Source organism: Variovorax sp. Varisp46 (assembly GCF_059491885.1).
This window is the reverse complement of record NZ_CP168515.1, coordinates 3,854,583-3,869,121: the sequence shown is the minus strand read 5'-3', so window position 1 is coordinate 3,869,121 and position 14,539 is coordinate 3,854,583. Positions and strand designations below refer to the sequence as shown.

Sequence of the window (14,539 nt, the reverse complement as noted above, 5' to 3'; positions counted from 1 at the left end):
GCTAGCCCGGTATTTCCCACGCGAAGCCGACGCCGTACACCGACCGTATCCAGTCGTATTCGGGCGTTACTGCGCCGAGCTTGCGGCGCAGGTTCTTCACGTGGCTGTCGATGGCGCGTTCCGTCACGTCCACCGTGTCGTCGTAGGCCAGCTCCAGCAGGCGGGCGCGCGAGAAGATGCGCCCCGGATGCCGTGACAGCACCTGCAGCAGCCCGAATTCGCGCCGTGTGAGATTCAGCGGCGTGCCTTCGAGCGACGCGCGCCAGTGCACGTCGTCGAGCACCAGCCCCGGTGCCTCGCTCTGCGACGCCGGGCCCTGCAGGCCCGGTGCGGTGCGCCGCAGCACGGCGCGCACGCGCGCCACCAGTTCGCGCGGCGAGAAAGGCTTGCACACGTAGTCGTCGGCGCCCAGCTCCAGGCCCAGCAGTCGGTCGACCTCCTCGATGCGCGCGGTCAGCATGATGATCGGGTGCGCCGTGTGCTCGCGCGCACGGCGCAGCACCTCGATGCCGTCGAGCCGCGGCAGCATGATGTCGAGCAGCGTGAGGTCGGGCGGCGCTGCGACGATGCTTTCCAACGCGCTGTGCCCGTCGGTGAAGTGTTCGGTTTCGTAGCCCGCGTGGCGCAGGTAGTCCTGCACCACCGAGGCGATGTCGATTTCGTCTTCGACGATGACGATGCGTGTCATGACGATGCCGCCAATGGAAGTGTGATGGTCACGCGCAGCCCGCCGAGCGGCGAGGCCGATGCGTCGATGGTGCCGCCGTGCGCCTCGATGGTCGCGCGGCAGATCGAGAGGCCGAGTCCCGAGCCGCCGTGTTCGCGGCTGCGTGAGCTCTCGCCGCGGAACAGGCGGTCGAACAGGCGCGGCAGCTCGGCCTCGGGCACGCCGGGCGCGCTGTCGTCGAACAGCAGGGTGAGGCAGTTGCCGGTCCATGCGCCTTCGACCGTGACGCCGATGCGCAGCGTGCCGCCGTCGTTGGTGTAGGCCAGCGTGTTCTCCAGCAGGTTCATGAAGACCTGGTGCAGCCGGTGCGCGTCGCCGTCGATGGTCGGCTGCGCGGAGGCGCCGATGAGGTCGATGGCGCGCCGGTCCACCGCGATGGCGCGCCTGGCGAAGCGGTCGCGCGTGTGGTCGAGCGCCTCCTTCAGCAGCGACAGCGGAAACACCGTGGTGGTGAGCAGGTCGCTCTGCGGTTCACGCATGCTGCTGCGCAGGTCGTCGACCAGCTGGCCGAGGCGGATCACCTGCCGGTGCAGCCGCAGCGCGGTGCGTTCGTCGAAGGTGCGCACGCCGTCCTGTAGCGCCTCGATCTCAGCACGCATGGCCGCCAGCGGCGTGCGCAGTTCGTGCGCCGCGTCGGCCAGCCAGGCGCGGCGCGAGGCTTCCACCGTGTCGAGGCGCTGCGCCATATCGTTGAAAGTCCGCCCGAGCAGCGCCAGCTCGTCCGAACCGTGCACCGCGACGCGGGTGGACAGCCGCCCGCGCGCCAGGTCCTGCGCGGCCAGCGTGAGCTCGTCGATGGGCCTGAACCAGCGGCGCGCCAGCAACCACGACAGCATCAGCGCGAAGCCGAGGCCGCACAGGCCGGTGAGCACGATCACGCCCGACTGCCGCGCGACGAAGGCGCGGTCGGCTTCGCTTTCGAGGCCCCGCATCGGCGTGAGCGCGAGGTAGCCGATGACTGTCCGGTCGCGCCGGATCGGCGTGCGCGCGGCGTTTTCCAGATCGACGTTGGCGCCTACCACGCGCGCGCCGTGCGCGTCGAGCACGGCCAGCCGCTGGAAGATGGAGTCCGGCATCTCGCGCAGATCTGGGAAGGGCCATGGTGGCGGCATGGCCGGCCCCCGGCGCGGCAACAGGTCGAGTTGCTGCGGGGGCGGCAGGGGCGGCGGGCTGCCGTCGGCGCCGTTGTCGGGCGGGGCATCGCCGCGCATGGCGCGGTGTTCGTACCAGGGGGGCAACCGCCGCTCGTCTGCGTTGCCGTTGCCCGCGGCGCCGTCGAGCACGGCGGCCAGCCGGCCCATCTGCAGGCGGCGCCAGGCGTCGTCGTTGTCGTGCAGGCTCTTCCAGTCGCCATTGGCGACGTAGTGCTTCAGCAGCAGCTGCGAGAGCCAGTCCATGCGCCGGATCTCGATTTCGGCCACGTAGGAGCCCAGGCCGCGCTGCAGCGCAATGATCGACAGGCCCGCGAAGCTGATCAGCAGCACGATCAACAAGGCGGCCAGCGCCAGGAAGATCTTTCTGGAAAGGGTCAGGTGAGGCATGGGCTCGGGGAAGGCATGGCCGCATTCTGCGGCATGCACTGCGGGCAGGCGTTGGAGGGCTTCATGGGCAAGCGGTTGATCCTCGGGGCCGAATGTGGAGGAAATTGGGAGAGATGTTCTCCCACATTTCTCCCGGATCGAGCTGCACGATGCGGCCCATGAGCCCTCGCATGGACGCTGCTCGTGTTCTGGGCGGAAGAAGGCGCCACGCGGCCCTCAGCACCCGTCGCGCCCGCGCTCTGGAAGGCTCCGAGCGCATCCGCGCGATGGTGCCGCCGCACGCCATAGGCTGAGCCTCGCCAGCCACATGCGCACGCGGAGTCGCGACGGCGCGCCGCCTCAGGCCGGCCGCTCCGCGAAGCAGAAGCCCACGCCATAGACCGAGCGGATCCAGTCGTGCGACGGCACGGCTTCCGCGAGCTTCCTGCGCAGGTTCTTGATGTGCCCGTCGACCGCGCGCTCAGGATGCGCTCCAGCGCCGCTGCGCCGTCTTCGATCTGCTCGACCTCATGGCCCGCGCGCTGCTGGTGGCCCAGCAGCAGCGGCGCGCTGTCGCGCCCGTCTTCCACCAGCAGGATGCGGCTCATGCTCTGGACCCTGGCGCTCAGAAGGAGGTTCCGATCTGGAACTGGAAGCGCTGCGTGCGGTCGGCCGCGATGCCGTTGGCGGTGTCGGCCTTCTGGTAGAGCAGCGGCACCGCATAGGCCAGCCGCAGCGGGCCCAGCGGCGAGATCCAGCTGATGCCGATGCCGGTCGATGCGCGGATGCGGTTCTGCGCCTTCCACTGCGCGTCCGTCATGCTGGCCGTGCGATCGGCGAACACGTTGCCCGCGTCGAGGAAGGTGTAGAGCCGCAGCGTGCGGTCGTTGCCCGCGCCGGGGAACGGTGTACTGAACTCCATGTTGAAGATCGCCTTGCGCGTGCCGCCGAGCGAACCGCCCGTGACCGCGTCGGTCGGGCCGAGCGAGTTCTGTTCGAAGCCGCGGATCGAGCCGAGCCCGCCGGCATAGAAGTTCTTGAAGATGGGGTAGGTGCTGCTTCCCAGCGCGCGCGCATAGCCTAGCTGGCCGTTGATGGCCAGCGTGTACTGCTTCGAAAGCGGGAAGTACTGCTGGTACTGGTAGTTGGTCTTCAGGTAGCGCAGCTCGCTGCCCACGCCCATTTCGAGGTTGGCGCTCTGCAGCTTGCCGCGCGTGGGCACCAGCGCGCTGTCGCGGTCGTCGCGCGACCAGCCCAGCGTGGCCGGGATGCCCAGCACGCTCGAATTGGCGCAGGTCACGCTCGGCACGGTGCCCGTGCACTTGAAATAGTCGAGGTAGGCCTGCGGCGTGGCGGTGTACACGTACGAGCCATTGACCAGCGTGTAGGTGCCGTTGGTGCCGGGCGTGAACGAATAGCGCTCCACGCCGATGCCGAGGTACACCGTGTCCTGCTCGCCCACCGGGAAGCCGAAGCGCACGGAGCCGCCGTCGCTCGCGAGCTTGTAGTTGCCGTCGGCCTCGTAGTAGGGCCGCGTGGTGGTGTGGAACACGTTGATCGTGCGCGAGATGCCGTCCTTGGTGAAGTACGGGTCCGTCGCCGTCAGCGAGACGGTGCGGTTGTACGAGCTCGTGTTCACGTTCAACCCCAGGTAGTTGCCGCTGCCGAACACGTTCTCCTGCGTGATCCCGAAGCTCAGCGAGACCTTGTCGGTGGACGAGTAGCCCGCGCCCAGCTGCAGCGAGCCGGTCGGCTTCTCGGTCACGTTCACTGCCAGGTCGACCTGATCGGGCGAGCCGGGTACGTCGATGGTGTCGACGTTCACCTCGGTGAAGAAGCCCAGGCGGTCGATGCGGTCGCGCGAGGCGCGGATCTTGTTGCCGTCGTACCAGGCGCCTTCGTACTGGCGGAACTCGCGGCGGATCACCTCGTCGCGCGTGCGGGCGTTGCCGCCGATGTTGATGCGGCGCACGTACGCGCGCCGCGAGGCCTCGGCCTTCAGCACCAGCGTGACGCGATTGTTCGTACGGTCGATCTCGGGCTCGGCCCTCACGCGCGCGAAGGCGTAGCCGAAGGTGCCGAAGTAGTCGGTGAAGGCCTTGGTGGTGGCGGCCACGTCCTCCCCGTTGTAGGGTGTGCCGGGACGGATCGTCACCAGCGTCTTGAACTCGTCCTCGTGGCCCATGTAGTCGCCCGAGAGCTTCACGCCGGCCACCACGAACTTCTCGCCTTCGGTGATGTTGATCGTGAGGGTGAGCGCCTGGCGGTCGGGCGAGATGGCGACCTGCGTCGACTCGATGCGGAACTCCAGGTAGCCGCGCGTGATGTAGTACGAGCGCAGCGTCTCGAGGTCGCCGTTGAACTTGGTGCGTGAGTACTGGTTCGACTTGGTGTACCAGGCGAGCCAGCCGCCGCTGTCCTGGTCGAACAGGTCGAGCAGCGTACTTTCGCTGAAGGCCTTGTTGCCGACCACGTGCACTTCCTTGATGCGTGCGGAATCGCCTTCGGTCACCGTGAAGGTCAGGTTCACGCGATTGTTCTCCAGCGGCGTGACGGTGGTGACGACCTGCGCGTTGTAGAGGCTGCGGCTGATGTACTGCCGCTTGAGCTCCTGCTCGGCGCGGTCGGCCAGTGCCTTGTCGTAGGCCTGGCCTTCGGCGAGGCCCACCTCGCGCAGCGCCTTCTGCAGCGCGGCCTTGTCGAACTCCTTGGCGCCCACGAAGTCGACGTCGGCGATCGAGGGGCGTTCTTCCACGATCACCACCAGCACGCTGCCGTTGACGTCGATGCGCACGTCCTTGAAGAGGCCGAGCTTGAAAAGCTCGCGGATGGCGGCGCTGCCGCGTTCGTCGCTGTAGGTGTCGCCGGTGCGCAGGCCCATGGTGGCGAAGACGGTGCCGGGTTCGACGCGCTGCAGGCCTTCGAGGCGGATGTCCTTGACGGTGAACGGTTCGACGGCCCAGGCGGGAGAGGCTGCGAGCGAGGCGAGCAGCGCGGATGCCGCTGCGAGGGACTTCGGTAAGTGCATCGCCGCATGGTCCTTGCCAATGTCGGAGAAATTTGGGACTTTTCTCCGGCTGCCCCGGGGTGCTCGGGGTCTTTACCTTACTGCAACCCCATGGCGTTTGTGGCCGTCCACGCCGGCACGGTTTCGGTGCCGGCGGCCTGGCAGATTTTTTCGCGCCATGCGGGATCTTTCACCTCGCGCGCGCTCCTGCAGCCGCGTGCCCTTCGGGCATCGGGATGATGAGGTTGCGAGGAACGCGCAGGTAGGAAAAGGCGGGGCTGAATGCGCTGGCGAGTTGCTGCACGCCCAGCGAGGTGGCGATGGTGCTTTGCAAGGCAATGGCCATGGAGGACTCCTTCGGCCACCGAGCATCGCGCGGCTTTGGGGAGACTTCTTGTGCGAGGTGTTTCCTGCGGTGGTGTGCAGGCAAACAACAGTCCGTGCAAAGCAGGAGGCGTCCACCAAATTCCTCCGAATTTGAGCGAGACGATGCGTGCCGGCTGCTCGATGAAGAGCCGCTGAAACTGGAGAACTCTGAATGAAGAAAACCCTCACGGCATACGCTGCCCTGGCCGTCTGCGGGCTGGCCTCTGCCCAATCGTCCGTCACGTTGTTCGGCGTCGTCGACGCGGGCCTGACCTACCAGTCGGCGACCGCGCGCGACGCGGCCACCGGCGCATCGGTGAAGTCCAGCAAGACCAGCCTGGCCAACTCCGGCTACAACTCCAGCCGCATCGGCTTTCGGGGCACCGAAGACCTCGGCGGCGGCCTGGCTGCGAGCTTCTGGCTCGAAGCGCCCATCACCAACGACGACGGCGCCACCGGCATCTCCACCTTCGCGCGCCGCTCCACCGTGAGCCTGTCGGGTGGCTTCGGCGAGCTGCGCCTGGGCCGCGACTACACGCCCACCTTCTGGAACGACACCGTGTTCGACCCGTTCGGCACCAACGGCTCGGGCACCAACGTCATCAGCACCGTCAGCGGCAACACCACCATCAACAACGCCAACTACGTGCGCGCGAGCAACTCGATCGGCTACTTCCTGCCGCCGAACCTGGGCGGCTTCTACGGCCAGGTGCAGTACAGCCTGCACGAGAACGCCAGCACCGATGCGACCAGCACCACGGCTGCTTCCAGCAGCACCGCCGGGCGCTACGTCGGTGGGCGCTTCGGCTACGCCAACGGTCCCCTGGACGTGGCGCTGGGCGTGGGCCGGAGCACGGCGGTGGACACCACCGCGCTGGAGCGCAAGGTGCAGACCATCAACCTGGGCGCTTCGTACGACTTCGGTCCGGTGAAGCTGTTCGGTGAGCTGTCGAACGTGAAGAACAAGTTCGACACGGCGCTCACGAGCACGCACGACAGCTACAACGGCTACCTGGTGGGCGCGACGGTGCCGGTGGGCGCGGGGCTGATCCGCGTGGCGTACTCGCAGGTGCGCTACAACGAAGGCGCGGCCGGCACCACGGGCGAGGACCCGCTGGCACGCAAGTTCGCGATCGGCTACGTGCACAACCTGTCCAAGCGCACGGCGCTGTATGCGACGGTGGCGCGCGTGAACAACCGCAACGACGCGAACTACACGGGCAGCCTGGTGTCGGCCAGCACCACGGGCTACGGCAGCGCGGGCGTGAGCTACACGGGCCTGCCGCGCTCTTCCACCGGCTACGACTTCGGTATCCGCCACGCGTTCTGATGCAGGGCGCACGCCGCGCGGGACAAAAGGGCGCGTGCTCCTTTCTCCCGCACGGCTTTTGTTTGTCCAGCCAGCAGTGAGTTTTCCAATGGACCGAATCCGACTCTTTGCGAGCGTGCTGATGGCCGGCGGCCTGGCCGGCTGCATCATGCTGCCTCCGCCCCCTCCACCCATGCTCCATGGTCCCGCGCCGGGCTTTCGCGGCGAAGGGCCGCCGATGAACCACGGCGCGCGCAGGCCGCCGCCGCTCGGCTGGGAAGCCTGCGACGGCGCGCGGGACGGCTGCATGCGCGGCATGCCGGGCCAACCCGACGCCCAGGCTCCAGGAGCCCGTTGATGACCGGGGCGCAATTGCACTCCGGCAACCTCGGCACGGTCATCGCCGGCGTGATCCTCCTCGGCATGGCCGGCGTGACCTGCATGATGTTTTCGCTGTTCATCACCAACCTGCGGCAGGGCGCGAGGGCGCGCGAGCTCGCGGCGCAGGCCCGCGACGAGGCGCAGCAAAGGCTGGGCGCGAGCCGCGTACAGGACCTGCGGCCGCTGCTCGATGCCGCCCCGGCCTGCCGGGGCATCCGCCTCGACATCCAATTGCCGCCAGAGGCCGTTCCCGTGCTGGCGATAGAGAACGAGCTGCGCGATCTGCTCGCCAAGGTCGCGGCATATGCGGCCAGCGTGATGCGCGCGGGCGCGACGCTGCAGGTTTGCGCCCAGGCGGAGGGCGGGCAGGCGGTGATCCACTGGCGCGACCTCGATGCCGTCGACGTGCGGCCGCCGCTGGCGAGGTTCTTCGACAACGCCCACACGGCGGCAGTCGGTGCCAGCGCCCGGACCTGCGAGCGCATCGCCAGCCACCATGGCGGACGCATCTACTCGGCGCCGCATGCAGGAGGCGTGCTGGGGCTGACGCTGCGCCTGCCGCTGCTGGCCGGCGAGCGCGTTCAGGGATTGACCGGCTGACTGATCGACGCCGGCCGGAACGGGCCTCCTGGAACTCCGCGCCATACTCGCGGTCCCACGGTGCCGCCGCCTTTCTTTCCCGATGCCGAACGTGCGATCCATTGCTTCTCCGACCTCTTTTCTCCGTGCGCTCGCCGCGAGCGCGGCCCTTCTCGCTGCCGGTGCACTGCATGCGCAGGCCTTGCCGGCGGGCGTGCACCTTGGCATGTCGGCCGAGGAACTGCGGGCCGTGCTGCCCGCGGCCGAGCGTGTGCAGCGCCCGCAGCGGCTGAGCGGCGGACTGGCCGGCAGCTGGCGCGCGGCCCCGGTCGAGATGGCGGGGCTGCTGTTCGAGCCGACCTTCTTCTTCGCCGCCTCGGAGCTGCGCCGCGTCGAATACGTGGCGACGGCGCAGGCCACGCCCGACAACGGCGCGGCGGCCTTCGCGGCGCTCGTGCGATGGGGCCGAGGGGCGTTCGGCAATGAACTCGCATCGCACGACCCGGGCAGCGCGTACGCCGCATGGGTGAGCAACGACACCGACGTCTACGTGCAGCAGCAGGCCGGCGATCCGCGCCGCGCGAGCGTGCGGCTGGTCTACAAGGCGCGGCAGCTGCGCGACGGCAGCGAACTCTGAGCGCCGCCGCGCCATGGGAAGTTGTCCTGCAAGCCGATTCGAATCCGTCCGGCCGGCGGCGCCCGGCAGGCGGAGAGACTGCCGTCTCCAAATTCTTCATGGAGACGACGATGCCCGAGGCCAGCGAGGTCCGCATTCCGCAGGACGATGAGCAGATTGATGTCACCGACCTGAAAGAGGTCGACTACTGGACAAAATGGTTCGGCGTGACCGAGGCTCGCCTGCGCACGGCCGTGGCGTCTGCCGGCACGCGCAGGGACGATCTGCGCGTCTACCTCGGGCTACCCTGAAGCGGCTGCAGCCGAGCTGCTTCAGGCTGCGGCCAGCATGCCCCGTTCCTCGATGAACGCGACCACCTCGGCCACGCCGGTGAGCGTCTTGAGGTTCGTCATCACGTAGGGCCGCTGGCGGCGCATGCGCTGCGTGTCCTGCTCCATCACGTCGAGGTTCGCGCCCACGTAGGGGGCGAGGTCGGTCTTGTTGATGACGAACAGGTCGCTCTTGGTGATGCCGGGGCCGCCCTTGCGCGGAATCTTTTCGCCGGCCGCCACGTCGATCACGTAGATCGTGAGGTCCGACAGCTCGGGGCTGAAGGTGGCCGCGAGGTTGTCGCCGCCGGATTCGACGAACACGATGTCGGCGTCCGGAAAATCCTCGAGCATGCGGTCGATGGCTTCGAGGTTGATCGACGCGTCCTCGCGGATGGCGGTGTGCGGGCAACCGCCCGTCTCGACGCCCATGATGCGTTCAGCCGGCAGCGCGCCAGACACCGTCAGCAGACGCTGGTCTTCCTTGGTATAGATGTCGTTGGTGATGGCGATCAGGTCGTACTTGTCGCGCATCGCCTTGCAGAGCATCTCGAGCAGCGTGGTCTTGCCCGAGCCGACCGGGCCGCCGATGCCTACGCGCAGCGGGGGCAGTCTCTTGGTGCGATGGGGGATGTGGTGCAGGGCGGAGGTCATGGAGGGGGTGTCCGGTTCAGCTTCGGAAGAGGCGGGAATATTGTGTTTCATGACGGGCCGACAACACCGCCAGCAGGGGCGCGAAGGCCTGGCGCTGGTCGTCGCCGAGGGCCATGGCGCGGGCCACGGCATCCGGGATTTCCTGCGCCAGCCGCCCCAGGATGCGCTGGCCCGCGCTCTGGCCGAGCGGCACGGCCTTGACGGCGGCGGCGACCATGTTCTCGGCCCAGCCGAAGGCGAAGGCCAGGCAGCCGTCGTGCACCGTGGCGCCGGTGCGGCCGACCGCGAAGGCGAAGGCGATGGGGTAGCTCGCGGGCAGGTCGGTGAATACTTCGGCCGTGTCGGCGTGGTGCAGCTTGAGCCACTCGACGAAGGAGCGGCCCATCTGTTCGGTCTGCAGGAAAAATTCGGCCGATTCGCGGGTGCTCATCACCCACTGATTGAGTTCGCGGATGCGCGGCATGTCGTTGGCGCGCCAGGCCGCGATGGCCTGCGCGAAGGCCGCGAGATCGCCGCGCGCGAAGCTCAGGTGCAATTGGTCGGCGAGCCATTCGGCGGCCTTGGCCTCCGAGTCGACGCCGGCCCATTCCACTGCCGCCTCGATGCCTTCGGAATACGAGAAGCCGCCCACGGGCAAGGCCGGCGAGGCGAGCCAGATGAGCTGCAGCAAGCTGTTGGCGCTGACTGGGTTGGGCATGTCAGTTTTTCACTGCGCGACTTTGTTCGGGGCGCGTGCACAGGCCACCGGGCACTCCCCTCCGCGAATGTCCCCCGTCGGCGTGAGCGCGCCCCGGATCACGCATGGCCATGCTCGTCGAGCAGTTCCGGCGCGAGCACGAGCGGCTTCGGGCCTTTGCTGCCGCCATGCGAGTGCCCATGGCCGTGGCTGTGACCCCCGCTGTGCGAATGCTCATGCGAACCATAGGCGCCGTTCTCGGGTTCGAAGGCTTCTTCCACCGCCACGACGATCAGGTGCATCGAACGCAGCATGTCGGCCAGCACATGGTCGGGCTCGATCTTGAGATGGTCGGGCCTGAGCTCGATCGGCACATGCCGGTTGCCCAGGTGATAGGCCGCGCGCGTCAGGTCGAAAGGCGTGCCGTGGGCCGTGCAATGCGTGATGCGCAGCACGGGCTGCGGCGCGGCGATGACGCGGACCAGCGAGCCGTCTTCGGCCACCAGCACATCGCCGCCCCGCACGGCGGTGCCGCGCGGCAGGAACACGCCGATCTGGCGGCCCTGCGAGTCGGTGGCGTCGAAGCGGCTTTTCTGGCGAATGTCCCAGTCGAGCTCGATGGTGGCGGCGCGCTTGAGCAGAACGGGCGCAAGGCCGCGGCCCTGGGGCATGAGTTTGTTGGCGGTGAGCATGGTGGCTTGCGGCTCCAAATGAGGCGGGCTAATATAACGTTCGTTATAACTTCTGTTCAACGGAGCGTTCAATGTCCGCCCTCAAACTGACTCAGATCGGTAACTCTGTCGGCATCATCCTGCCCAAGGAAGTGCTGGCGAGCATGAACGTGGGCAAGGGCGACACCGTCTACCTCACGCAGGCCGCCAACGGCGGGGTCACGATCACGCCGTACGACGACGAGTTCGAGCGGCAGATGGAGGCGGCGCGCCGCGTCATGAAGAAGCGGCGCAATGTTCTGCGCGAGCTTGCCAAGTGAGCGCCGCCAACCAACACTGGGTCTGGCTGAACCTGAGTGTGATCCAGTTGGTCCATGAAGAACAGCTCGCCGAGCATGGTGGTCCCGCCGGTGTGCGTGACGAGGGAATGCTTGCATCCGCCATGGGCCGACCGCAGAACCGCGCGATGTACGAATCTCCCGATGCGGCCACGCTGGCCGCGAGCTACGCATTCGGCATCGCCCGCAACCACCCGTTCGTGGACGGCAACAAGAGAACCGCATTCGTTGCGATGGAAACTTTCCTCGATCTCAACGGATTCGAGCTCCTCGCGTCCGACGAGGACTGCGTACTGAAGACGCTCGGCCTCGCGGCGGGGGAGATCGACGAAGCCTCCTTTGCCCAATGGATTCGCGAGCACCTCGCACCGCGCAGCCCCTGACATTCAAAACAGGAAATACCGCTGCGCCATCGGCAGCAGCTTCGCCGGCTCGCAGGTCAGCAGGTGCCCGTCGGCGCGCACCGCGTAGGTCTGCGCATCGATCTCCATCCTCGGCGTGTAGCCGTTGTGGATCAGATCCTTCTTGCGCACGTTGCGGATGTTCTTCACCGCGCTGAGGTTCTTGCTCAGGCCGTAGCGTTCCTTGATGCCCGAGGCCAGACCGGCCTGCGAGACGAAGGTCAGCGAGCTTTTCGCGAGGGAACCGCCGTACGCGCCGAACATCGGCCGATAGTGCACCGGCTGTGGCGTGGGTATCGACGCGTTCGGGTCGCCCATCGCAGCCATCGCGATGGTGCCGCCCTTCAGGATGGTGAAGGGCTTCACGCCGAAGAAGGCCGGCTTCCAGATCACGATGTCGGCCCACTTGCCGACTTCGAGCGAGCCGACCTCGTGCGCGATGCCGTGCGCAATGGCCGGGTTGATCGTGTACTTGGCGACGTAGCGCCTGGCGCGGAAGTTGTCGTTGCGCTCGTTGTCCTCCGGCAGCGTGCCGCGCTGCAGCTTCATCTTGTGCGCGGTCTGCCAGGTGCGGATGATGACTTCGCCCACACGCCCCATGGCCTGGCTGTCGGAGCTGAACATGCTGATCGCGCCGAGGTCGTGCAGCACGTCTTCGGCGGCAATCGTTTCCTTGCGGATGCGCGATTCGGCAAAGGCCAGGTCTTCGGCGATGCCGGCGTCGAGGTGGTGGCACACCATGAGCATGTCGACGTGCTCGTCGAGTGTGTTCACGGTGTAGGGCATCGTGGGGTTGGTGGACGAGGGCAGGAAGTTGGCCTCGCCCACCACGCGCAGGATGTCGGGCGCATGGCCGCCGCCCGCGCCTTCGGTGTGGAAGGCGCAGATGGCGCGCCCGCCAACGGCCGCGATAGTGTTCTCGACAAAGCCCGATTCGTTGAGCGTGTCGCTGTGGATGGCCACCTGCGTGTCGGTGGCGTCGGCCACGTCGAGGCAGTTGCTGATGGCCGCGGGCGTGGTGCCCCAGTCTTCATGCAGCTTCAGGCCGATGACGCCGGCTTCGATCTGCTCGTGCAGCGCGTGCGGCAGGCTCGCATTGCCCTTGCCGAGGAAGCCCAGGTTCATCGGGAACGCATCGGCCGCCTGCAGCATGCGCTCGATGTGCCAGGGGCCGGGCGTGGCGGTGGTCGCGAAGGTGCCGGTGGCGGGGCCGGTGCCGCCGCCGAGCATGGTGGTCACGCCGGAGGTCAGCGCCTCCTCGATCTGCTGCGGGCAGATGAAGTGGATGTGGCTGTCGATGCCGCCGGCGGTGACGATGTTGCCCTCGCAGCTGATGATCTCGGTGCCCGGGCCGATGACGATGTCCACGCCCGGCTGCACGTCGGGGTTGCCGGCCTTGCCGATGGCGGCGATGCGGCCGTCCTTCAGGCCGATGTCGGCCTTGACGATGCCCCAGTGGTCGAGGATGAGCGCGTTGGTCAGTACCGTGTCGACAGCACCCTGCAAACGCGTGCGCTGCGATTGCGCCATGCCGTCGCGAATGGTCTTGCCGCCGCCGAACTTCACCTCTTCGCCGTAGCCGCCGGCGCGCAAGGTGTAGTCGGCCTCGACTTCGATCAGCAGGTCGGTGTCAGCAAGACGGACCCGGTCGCCCACGGTGGGGCCGAAGATTTCTGCGTAGGCACGTCGCCCGATGGTGGCCATGTTTAAAGCTTCCCTTGAACCAGGCCGCGAAAGCCGTAGACGATGCGATCGCCCGAAAAATCGACCAGTTCGACCGTGCGCTGCTGGCCAGGTTCGAAGCGCACCGCGGCGCCCGATGCGATGTTCAGCCGCATGCCGCGCGCGGCCTCGCGGTCGAAGCCGAGCGCGCCGTTGGTCTCGGCGAAGTGGTAGTGCGAGCCGACCTGGATCGGCCGGTCGGCGGTGTTGCGCACCACCAGCGTGAGGGTGCGGCGGCCGGGGTTGAGCGTGTGCTCGCCGTCGCCGGTGAGGAGTTCGCCGGGGATCATGTTCAGACGGCCTGTGCCAGCAGCGACGCACCGAGCACCACCACCGCGGCACCGGTCACGCGCGGCAGCCACGCGTTGGCATGGCGCAGCGCCCAGCCCACCGCGATGCCCGCGAGGTGCAGCAGCACGGTCGCGCCGACCATGCCGGCCAGCGTGAGGGCCGCGCCTTCTTCGCTCGCCAGTTCGTGGCCGTGGGACACGCCATGGAAAAGGGCGAACACGCCGACGACCGCCATGGCGACCACGGCCGGCAGGTGAACGCGCGTGGCCACCAGCAGGCCGAGCACCAGCAGCGAGGCCGCGATCATCGGCTCGACCGCCGGCAGCTGCACGCCGGCCAGGCCCATCAGCGCGCCCACCAGCAGCATGCCGGCGAAGGCCAGCGGCGCCCAGAGCAGGTCGGGCCAGGCGCGGCGCGCGGCCAGCGCGCTCCAGAGGCCGACCGCGACCATGGCGGCGAGGTGGTCGGCGCCGGTCAGCGGATGCAGGAAGCCCGTGGTGAGGCCGTGGTGCAGGCCGCCGTCGACGCCGGTGTGGGCGCTGGCCGCGAGGGGCAGCACGAGGGCGGCGCACAGTGCGAGGCTTCTGGAAGCAGTGGTCTTGCGCATGGAAAGAATCCTTCTTGTTCTGGGTGTGTCAGACGATCGGCTGGTGGACGGTCACCAGCTTGGTGCCGTCCGGGAAGGTGGCTTCGACCTGGATGTCCGGGATCATCTCGGCGATGCCGTCCATCACGTCGGCGCGGGTCAGCACGCCGCGCCCGTCGCTCATGAGCTCGGCGACGCTCTTGCCGTCGCGGGCGCCTTCCATCACGGCGGCCGAAATCAGGGCGATGGCTTCGGGGTAGTTGAGCTTCAGGCCGCGGGCCTTGCGGCGTTCGGCGAGCAGCGCCGCGGTGAAGATCAGCAGCTTGTCTTTTTCGCGCGGAGTCAGTTCCATGGGATCGGCATCGG

Annotated in this window: 18 protein-coding genes and 1 pseudogene; 7 read left to right on the top strand and 12 right to left on the bottom strand. The window is 67.9% G+C overall.

Features of this window, described 5'->3' with window-relative positions:
- Position 1 precedes the first annotated feature (1 nt).
- From ACEN9N_RS18245 to ACEN9N_RS18225, 5 genes and pseudogenes are all read right to left on the bottom strand, one after another.
- Positions 2–688 (bottom strand): response regulator, encoded by a 687-nt coding sequence (locus ACEN9N_RS18245; protein WP_495654202.1) that lies wholly within the window; start codon positions 686–688, stop codon positions 2–4.
- Positions 685–2,268: an ATP-binding protein gene (locus ACEN9N_RS18240; protein ID WP_478180513.1), complete on the bottom strand. Its 1,584-nt coding sequence runs from the start codon at positions 2,266–2,268 to the stop codon at positions 685–687. The genes ACEN9N_RS18245 and ACEN9N_RS18240 overlap by 4 nt, the downstream gene beginning before the upstream one ends.
- A 339-nt stretch (positions 2,269–2,607) precedes the next feature.
- Positions 2,608–2,730 (bottom strand): annotated as a pseudogene (locus tag ACEN9N_RS18235) (winged helix-turn-helix domain-containing protein); the annotation flags it as partial.
- 142 nt (positions 2,731–2,872) lie between these two features.
- Positions 2,873–5,275 carry an outer membrane protein assembly factor BamA gene (gene bamA / locus ACEN9N_RS18230; RefSeq protein WP_478180514.1) on the bottom strand — a complete coding sequence of 801 codons (2,403 nt, stop codon included), beginning with the start codon at positions 5,273–5,275 and terminating at the stop codon, positions 2,873–2,875.
- Positions 5,276–5,444: 169 nt separating this feature from the next.
- A complete protein-coding gene (locus ACEN9N_RS18225; RefSeq protein WP_007828016.1) occupies positions 5,445–5,600 on the bottom strand; it encodes a hypothetical protein in 156 nt (51 codons plus the stop codon).
- Between the two features lie 192 nt (positions 5,601–5,792).
- On the opposite strand from ACEN9N_RS18225, the gene ACEN9N_RS18220 reads away from it, so the two are divergent.
- From ACEN9N_RS18220 to ACEN9N_RS18200, 5 genes are all read left to right on the top strand, one after another.
- The gene (locus ACEN9N_RS18220) at positions 5,793–6,950 is read left to right on the top strand and encodes a porin (RefSeq protein ID WP_495654201.1); all 1,158 of its coding nucleotides are present in this window, start codon (positions 5,793–5,795) and stop codon (positions 6,948–6,950) included.
- Positions 6,951–7,038: 88 nt separating this feature from the next.
- Positions 7,039–7,287 carry a hypothetical protein gene (locus tag ACEN9N_RS18215; protein WP_495654200.1) on the top strand — a complete coding sequence of 83 codons (249 nt, stop codon included), beginning with the start codon at positions 7,039–7,041 and terminating at the stop codon, positions 7,285–7,287.
- Entirely contained in the window at positions 7,287–7,910 is a 624-nt protein-coding gene (locus ACEN9N_RS18210; protein WP_495654199.1) for an ATP-binding protein, read from the top strand. Before ACEN9N_RS18215 ends, ACEN9N_RS18210 begins: the two co-directional genes overlap by 1 nt.
- Before the next feature lie 82 nt (positions 7,911–7,992).
- Positions 7,993–8,526 carry a hypothetical protein gene (locus ACEN9N_RS18205; protein WP_042673368.1) on the top strand — a complete coding sequence of 178 codons (534 nt, stop codon included), beginning with the start codon at positions 7,993–7,995 and terminating at the stop codon, positions 8,524–8,526.
- 110 nt (positions 8,527–8,636) lie between these two features.
- The gene (locus tag ACEN9N_RS18200; RefSeq protein ID WP_007833182.1) at positions 8,637–8,816 is read left to right on the top strand and encodes a DUF3606 domain-containing protein; all 180 of its coding nucleotides are present in this window, start codon (positions 8,637–8,639) and stop codon (positions 8,814–8,816) included.
- A gap of 21 nt (positions 8,817–8,837) precedes the next feature.
- Here the strand turns inward: ACEN9N_RS18200 and ureG are convergent, their stop codons facing one another.
- The 3 genes from ureG to ureE all read right to left on the bottom strand — a co-directional run bounded on the left by ureG (position 8,838) and on the right by ureE (position 10,856).
- A complete protein-coding gene (ureG, locus tag ACEN9N_RS18195; protein ID WP_007833183.1) occupies positions 8,838–9,488 on the bottom strand; it encodes an urease accessory protein UreG in 651 nt (216 codons plus the stop codon).
- Positions 9,489–9,504: 16 nt separating this feature from the next.
- On the bottom strand, positions 9,505–10,185 hold the full coding sequence (locus ACEN9N_RS18190) for an urease accessory protein UreF (protein WP_007833192.1): 681 nt from the start codon (positions 10,183–10,185) through the stop codon (positions 9,505–9,507).
- 98 nt (positions 10,186–10,283) lie between these two features.
- The gene (gene ureE / locus ACEN9N_RS18185) at positions 10,284–10,856 is read right to left on the bottom strand and encodes an urease accessory protein UreE (protein WP_007833194.1); all 573 of its coding nucleotides are present in this window, start codon (positions 10,854–10,856) and stop codon (positions 10,284–10,286) included.
- Positions 10,857–10,927: 71 nt separating this feature from the next.
- Here ureE and ACEN9N_RS18180 point away from each other — a divergent pair, with 71 nt between their 5' ends.
- On the top strand, positions 10,928–11,155 hold the full coding sequence (locus ACEN9N_RS18180; protein ID WP_007833196.1) for an AbrB/MazE/SpoVT family DNA-binding domain-containing protein: 228 nt from the start codon (positions 10,928–10,930) through the stop codon (positions 11,153–11,155).
- On the top strand, positions 11,152–11,556 hold the full coding sequence (locus ACEN9N_RS18175) for a type II toxin-antitoxin system death-on-curing family toxin (RefSeq protein WP_413314001.1): 405 nt from the start codon (positions 11,152–11,154) through the stop codon (positions 11,554–11,556). Before ACEN9N_RS18180 ends, ACEN9N_RS18175 begins: the two co-directional genes overlap by 4 nt.
- Before the next feature lie 3 nt (positions 11,557–11,559).
- On the opposite strand, the gene ureC is transcribed toward ACEN9N_RS18175, so the two are convergent.
- Genes ureC through ACEN9N_RS18155 form a run of 4 tightly spaced genes read right to left on the bottom strand, consistent with a single transcriptional unit; the run spans position 11,560 to position 14,525 of the window.
- Positions 11,560–13,278, bottom strand: a complete 1,719-nt coding sequence (gene ureC, locus ACEN9N_RS18170; protein WP_495654198.1) for an urease subunit alpha — start codon at positions 13,276–13,278, stop codon at positions 11,560–11,562.
- A 2-nt stretch (positions 13,279–13,280) separates the two neighbouring features.
- Positions 13,281–13,586 carry an urease subunit beta gene (locus tag ACEN9N_RS18165; protein ID WP_007833201.1) on the bottom strand — a complete coding sequence of 102 codons (306 nt, stop codon included), beginning with the start codon at positions 13,584–13,586 and terminating at the stop codon, positions 13,281–13,283.
- Positions 13,587–13,588: 2 nt separating this feature from the next.
- Positions 13,589–14,194: a HupE/UreJ family protein gene (locus ACEN9N_RS18160; protein ID WP_413314004.1), complete on the bottom strand. Its 606-nt coding sequence runs from the start codon at positions 14,192–14,194 to the stop codon at positions 13,589–13,591.
- Positions 14,195–14,222: 28 nt separating this feature from the next.
- Positions 14,223–14,525, bottom strand: a complete 303-nt coding sequence (locus tag ACEN9N_RS18155; RefSeq protein WP_007833203.1) for an urease subunit gamma — start codon at positions 14,523–14,525, stop codon at positions 14,223–14,225.
- Positions 14,526–14,539: the final 14 nt, after the last annotated feature.

What these genes read in the sequence shown, in the direction of transcription:
- ACEN9N_RS18165 (WP_007833201.1), bottom strand. Translation starts at nt 13,586, where the DNA reads ATGATCCCCGGCGAACTCCTCACCGGCGACGGCGAGCACACGCTCAAC.
- ACEN9N_RS18225 (WP_007828016.1), bottom strand. Translation starts at nt 5,600, where the DNA reads ATGGCCATTGCCTTGCAAAGCACCATCGCCACCTCGCTGGGCGTGCAG.
- ACEN9N_RS18180 (WP_007833196.1), top strand. Translation starts at nt 10,928, where the DNA reads ATGTCCGCCCTCAAACTGACTCAGATCGGTAACTCTGTCGGCATCATC.
- ACEN9N_RS18190 (WP_007833192.1), bottom strand. Translation starts at nt 10,185, where the DNA reads ATGCCCAACCCAGTCAGCGCCAACAGCTTGCTGCAGCTCATCTGGCTC.
- ACEN9N_RS18215 (WP_495654200.1), top strand. Translation starts at nt 7,039, where the DNA reads ATGGACCGAATCCGACTCTTTGCGAGCGTGCTGATGGCCGGCGGCCTG.
- ureE (WP_007833194.1), bottom strand. Translation starts at nt 10,856, where the DNA reads ATGCTCACCGCCAACAAACTCATGCCCCAGGGCCGCGGCCTTGCGCCC.
- ACEN9N_RS18155 (WP_007833203.1), bottom strand. Translation starts at nt 14,525, where the DNA reads ATGGAACTGACTCCGCGCGAAAAAGACAAGCTGCTGATCTTCACCGCG.
- ACEN9N_RS18210 (WP_495654199.1), top strand. Translation starts at nt 7,287, where the DNA reads ATGACCGGGGCGCAATTGCACTCCGGCAACCTCGGCACGGTCATCGCC.
- ACEN9N_RS18160 (WP_413314004.1), bottom strand. Translation starts at nt 14,194, where the DNA reads ATGCGCAAGACCACTGCTTCCAGAAGCCTCGCACTGTGCGCCGCCCTC.
- ureC (WP_495654198.1), bottom strand. Translation starts at nt 13,278, where the DNA reads ATGGCCACCATCGGGCGACGTGCCTACGCAGAAATCTTCGGCCCCACC.
- ureG (WP_007833183.1), bottom strand. Translation starts at nt 9,488, where the DNA reads ATGACCTCCGCCCTGCACCACATCCCCCATCGCACCAAGAGACTGCCC.
- ACEN9N_RS18205 (WP_042673368.1), top strand. Translation starts at nt 7,993, where the DNA reads ATGCCGAACGTGCGATCCATTGCTTCTCCGACCTCTTTTCTCCGTGCG.
- bamA (WP_478180514.1), bottom strand. Translation starts at nt 5,275, where the DNA reads ATGCACTTACCGAAGTCCCTCGCAGCGGCATCCGCGCTGCTCGCCTCG.
- ACEN9N_RS18245 (WP_495654202.1), bottom strand. Translation starts at nt 688, where the DNA reads ATGACACGCATCGTCATCGTCGAAGACGAAATCGACATCGCCTCGGTG.
- ACEN9N_RS18220 (WP_495654201.1), top strand. Translation starts at nt 5,793, where the DNA reads ATGAAGAAAACCCTCACGGCATACGCTGCCCTGGCCGTCTGCGGGCTG.
- ACEN9N_RS18240 (WP_478180513.1), bottom strand. Translation starts at nt 2,268, where the DNA reads ATGCCTCACCTGACCCTTTCCAGAAAGATCTTCCTGGCGCTGGCCGCC.
- ACEN9N_RS18200 (WP_007833182.1), top strand. Translation starts at nt 8,637, where the DNA reads ATGCCCGAGGCCAGCGAGGTCCGCATTCCGCAGGACGATGAGCAGATT.